The sequence below is a fragment of the Pseudomonas sp. 22515 genome (assembly GCF_052044625.1).
GTDB lineage: Bacteria > Pseudomonadota > Gammaproteobacteria > Pseudomonadales > Pseudomonadaceae > Aquipseudomonas > Aquipseudomonas alloputida.
On record NZ_JBQENN010000091.1, the window covers coordinates 1 to 325 of the forward strand.

General features: G+C 66.8%; 1 protein-coding gene. It reads left to right on the forward strand.

What is annotated here, in order from left to right; genetic code table 11:
- Positions 1 to 325: Ig-like domain-containing protein (locus ACTJJN_RS27075; protein ID WP_440781809.1), on the forward strand; the 325-nt coding region annotated here is incomplete at both ends.

Below are 325 nucleotides of genomic sequence, written 5' to 3' on the forward strand. Positions count from 1 at the left end.
AGTGCCATTGCCAACGCCGATGGCAGCTTCAGCATCGAACTGAATCCCGCACAAGCCAACGGCGAACTGCTGGACGTGGTTGCCATCGATGACGGCGGCGTTTCCTCGCTGCCCGCACAGATCACCGCGCCCGACATCACCGCCCCTGCCGCACCGACCGAACTGGCGGTGAGCGCGGACGGCAGCGTTATCACCGGCCGTGCCGAACCGGGCAGCACCGTGCGCATCGTGGCTGCCGACGGAACCGAACTGGGCACTGCCGTGGTCGGCCCGACCGGCGTGTTCAGCCTCAACCTCAACCCGCCACAAGTTGACGGCGAAGTGC